This is a genomic window from Brevundimonas sp. (assembly GCF_036405315.1).
Classification (GTDB): Bacteria; Pseudomonadota; Alphaproteobacteria; order Caulobacterales; family Caulobacteraceae; genus Brevundimonas.
In genome coordinates, this window is record NZ_DASWXW010000028.1 from 1 (window position 1) to 4,055 (window position 4,055).

Sequence of the window (4,055 nt, forward strand, 5' to 3'; positions counted from 1 at the left end):
GGTCCACGCCCGGATGGGTGAAGTCCGCCTGCAGCAGGGTCGCGCCGGGGATCGGCTCGATCATCAGCAGGTCCACCCCCGCCACCGCCGCCGCGCCGCGGTCCAGCGCCACCTGGATCCAGCCGCCGGGCGCCGCGCCCAGGTCGATGACCCGCGACCCCTTCTTGATCAGATGAAACCGGTCGTCGATCTCGATCAGCTTGAAGGCCGCCCGGCTGCGCCAACCCTCGGCCCGCGCCCGCTCGGACCATTTGTCGGCCAGTTGACGCTTGATCCACTGCTGGCTGGACATCGACTTGGTGTCGGCGGTCTTCATCTTCTGGCCCATGCCGCGCCCGGCGGCCGTGCCGCCCGTGGGCGGCCGCACCATTCGGCGGCGTTCGGCAGGCTTTTCGTCTTCGCTCATGCTTCCCACATAGCGGCGACAGCGTTCAGCGGCTATGACCCGCGCATAATTCTGGCCCGCACACATACAAGGAGCGCCCCATGGCCGACCAAACCCTGACCTTCACCCTCGACACCGGCGACGGCGCCGAGCGCAATGTAGTGATCAAGCTGCGCGACGATCTGGCCCCCGGCCACGTCGCCCGCATCACCGAGCTGGCCTCCGAAGGCTTCTATGACGGCGTGGTCTTCCACCGCGTCATCCCCGGCTTCATGGCCCAGGGCGGCGACCCGACCGGCACCGGCACCTCGGGCTCGACCAAGCCGAACCTGAAGGCCGAATTCTCCAAGGAACCGCACGTTCGCGGCGTCTGCTCGATGGCCCGCACCTCGGATCCCAACAGCGCCAACTCGCAGTTCTTCATCTGCTTCGACGACGCCCGCTTCCTGGATGGCCAGTACACCGTCTGGGGCGAAGTGATCGAAGGCATGGACCACGTCGACGCCCTGCCCAAGGGCGAACCGCCCCGCGCGCCGGGCAAGATCGTCAAGGCGACCGTGGGCTAAACCTAACCTCTCCTCCCCACCTGTGGGGAGGGGGACCACGCAGTGGTGGAGGGGGCGGCGCAGGTTTCTGACGTCGAGACACCCCCTCCGTCACGGCGCTGGCGCGCCGCGCCACCTCCCCATGACATGGGGAGGAGCCAAGGGCGTCAGTCCCCCGCCCACCACCTCATCTGCACGCCGTCGAACGTCCGGTCCCCGACCTTCAGCGTGCCGGACACCACCCGCCCCTCGTCGCCCAGGTTGCGGCGCGCGGTGGCCAGGGCGTCCTGATCCAGCCGCCCGTCGAACGACACCTGGCCCAGATCGGCCGACCGGCCGCTGAACCGCACCCGCCCGTCCGTGACCTGATAGGTCGACGGCAGGACGCGAGAGCGCGGCAGGCTTTCGCCCAGTTCGCTCTGCACCGGCGTTCCGGCCGTATTCTCGAACTCGATCATCACCGGCGCGAACGGGCCCGACTTGCCGCCGCCCTCCCACGCCGTGAAATCCGCCGGCTGGCCCAGGAACAGGTGATGCAGCCGCCAATCCCCCACCGCGATGGGCCACAACGGGATGAAATAGCCCGACACGTCACCACTCAGCGTATGGACAAAGGCGGGCTGCGTAACCTTCGTCTCGGAAGACGGGGCCGAACCGGGCTGGGGCGCATCGCACGCCGCCAACGCCAGAACCGCGCCCGCCAATACGAGGGAAAGACGCTTCATCGGCTCAGCGATTCAGCGCGGCGTCCAGCGCCCGGAAGCCGGAGATGGCCAGTTCGGTCGCCGACTGGAACACCGACGGGGTGATCTTGTCGAAGTCGTCGCTGGGGCGGTGATAGTCGGGGTGATAGTTCACGCCGAAATACAGGAACGGCAGGCCCGCCTTGTAAAATGCGCCGTGGTCCGACGCCTCGACCCAGTTGTCGGCGCCCTTGTCTTCCGGCGTGTCCTTGCCGAACGCCAGGGTCACGGCGCCGTTGGCCGGAATGGGCTCCAGCAGCGGGCGCAGGTTCGGGTGCTGATAGGTGCCGGTGACCCACAGCTTGCCGTCGCTCTCGGCGCGGGCGGTCATGTCATAGTTGACGTTCAGCACGATGGACGACAGCGGCACCGGCGGCGCCTCGACGAAATGCTTGGCGCCCAGCAGGCCGCGCTCTTCACCGTCCAGCGCGACGATCAGCACGCTGTGCTCAGGCGGGGCGGCTTTCAGCCGGGCCGCCAGCTCCAGCATGGTGGCCACGCCCGAGGCATTGTCGTCGGCGCCGTTGAAGATCTGGCCGCCGTTCATGCCGACGTGGTCATAGTGGGCGGTGACGACGATGTATTTGTCGGTCACGCGCGTGCCGGGAATGACGCCCAGGATATTGGTCCCGTTGAACGTCTTGGGCCCTTCGCGCGTGCGGCCCTGCGCCTCGAACGGTTGCAGGCGGCCCATGGCCGGCGCCGCGATGCCCAGCGCTTCCAGGCGCGAGACGATATAGGCGCGGGCGCGTTCGCCGCCGGGCGCGCCGGTGTCGCGCCCCTCCATGTCGTCGGCCGACAGGATGCGCACATCGGCCATCAGCTGATCATAGTTGGCCGCTGCGGCCGGCGGCGCGCTGGGCGGCGCCGCGGCGGGCGTGGCGCAGGCCCCCAGCGTCAGGGCGACAGCGACCGAGGTCAGGGCGGCGAGTTTGGTGAAGGGACGCATGACGGCTCCGGCGAATTTGCGGCGACGCTAGACCGCTATCGCGACCGCGTCAGATTACATTCCTGTCATGCTTTACCACCGACGTTTCATGAGGGCCTTTGACGGGGGCCAGCGGAACCGGCCGGTGCTAAACAGCCTCTCCTGTTCGGACAGCAGCGATTCCCATGGCCGAGATTCCCGTCGACACCCTGACCGAAGACCAGGCCCGCGAGGCGCTGGACCAGCTCTCGGCCCAGCTGGCCCACCACGACGCCCTCTATTACGCCGACGCCGCGCCCGAGATTTCCGACGCCGACTATGACGCGCTGAAGCGCCGCGCCCTGGCGATCGAGGCGCGCTTCCCCTCCCTGTCGTCCCCCGTCAGCCCGTCACAGCGCGTCGGCGCCCCCGTCTCTACCCAGTTCGCAGAGGTCCGCCACGGCGTGCCCATGCTGTCGCTGGACAACGCCTTCGACGAAGGCGAGGTGCGCGACTTCGCTGCCCGCATCGCCCGCTTCCTGAAACTGCCGGGCGACCAGCCCATCGCCTTCGTCGCCGAGCCCAAGATCGACGGCCTGTCGGCCAGCCTGCGCTATGAGCACGGCGTTCTGGTTCAGGGCGCCACGCGCGGCGACGGCCGCACGGGCGAGGATGTGACCGCCAACCTGCGCACCATCGCCGACATTCCGCAGAAACTGACCGGCTCCGGCTGGCCCGATGTGATCGAGATCCGGGGCGAGGTTTACGCCCCCAACGCCGCCTTCGACGCCTTCAACGCCGCGGCCGAGGCAGAGGGGAAACGCACCTACGCCAACCCCCGCAATTTCGCCGCCGGCTCGCTGCGCCAAAAGGATCCGGCGATCACCGCCCAGCGCCCCCTCACCTTCTTCGCCTACGCCTGGGGCGAGACCTCGGCCCCGTTCGCCGACACGCAACACGGCGCGCTAGAAGCGTTCCGGTCGTGGGGCTTCAAGGTCAACACGCGGTCGGCCCGCGTTGAAGGCGCCGAGGGTCTGATCGCCGTCTATCGCGGGCTTGAAACCGACCGCAGCGGCCTAGGCTATGACATCGACGGCGTGGTTTATAAGGTCGACCGCCTGGACTGGCAGCAACGCCTGGGCTTCATCGCCCGCAGCCCCCGCTGGGCCATCGCCCACAAATTCCCGGCCCAGCAGGCGACGACCGTTCTGGAGGGTATCGACATCCAGGTCGGCCGCACCGGCTCCCTGACCCCCGTCGCCCGCCTGCATCCCGTCACCGTCGGCGGCGTCGTGGTGCGCAACGCCACCCTGCACAATGAAGACGAGATCGCTCGCAAGGACGTGCGGATCGGGGACACCGTCATCCTGCAACGCGCCGGCGACGTGATCCCCCAGATCGTCGGCGTGCTTCCGAGGCCGGAAGAAGAACGAGCCATGCCGTTCGTCTTCCCCCACGTCTGCCCGGTCTGCGGC

5 protein-coding genes are annotated in these 4,055 nt (G+C 68.5%); 2 read left to right on the forward strand and 3 right to left on the reverse strand.

The window, feature by feature from the left end:
* On the reverse strand, positions 1–406 hold a 406-nt coding region (locus VGE49_RS01950), incomplete at its 3' end, for an RlmE family RNA methyltransferase (protein ID WP_331032907.1).
* A gap of 80 nt (positions 407–486) precedes the next feature.
* Here VGE49_RS01950 and VGE49_RS01955 point away from each other — a divergent pair.
* Positions 487–951 carry a peptidylprolyl isomerase gene (locus VGE49_RS01955; RefSeq protein WP_331032908.1) on the forward strand — a complete coding sequence of 155 codons (465 nt, stop codon included), beginning with the start codon at positions 487–489 and terminating at the stop codon, positions 949–951.
* A 146-nt stretch (positions 952–1,097) separates the two neighbouring features.
* On the opposite strand, the gene VGE49_RS01960 is transcribed toward VGE49_RS01955, so the two are convergent.
* On the reverse strand, positions 1,098–1,655 hold the full coding sequence (locus tag VGE49_RS01960; protein ID WP_331032909.1) for a hypothetical protein: 558 nt from the start codon (positions 1,653–1,655) through the stop codon (positions 1,098–1,100).
* A gap of 4 nt (positions 1,656–1,659) precedes the next feature.
* Positions 1,660–2,622, reverse strand: a complete 963-nt coding sequence (locus VGE49_RS01965; RefSeq protein ID WP_331032910.1) for a M28 family peptidase — start codon at positions 2,620–2,622, stop codon at positions 1,660–1,662.
* A 164-nt stretch (positions 2,623–2,786) separates the two neighbouring features.
* Here VGE49_RS01965 and ligA point away from each other — a divergent pair.
* Positions 2,787–4,055: NAD-dependent DNA ligase LigA (ligA, locus tag VGE49_RS01970; RefSeq protein ID WP_331032911.1), on the forward strand; the 1,269-nt coding region annotated here is incomplete at its 3' end.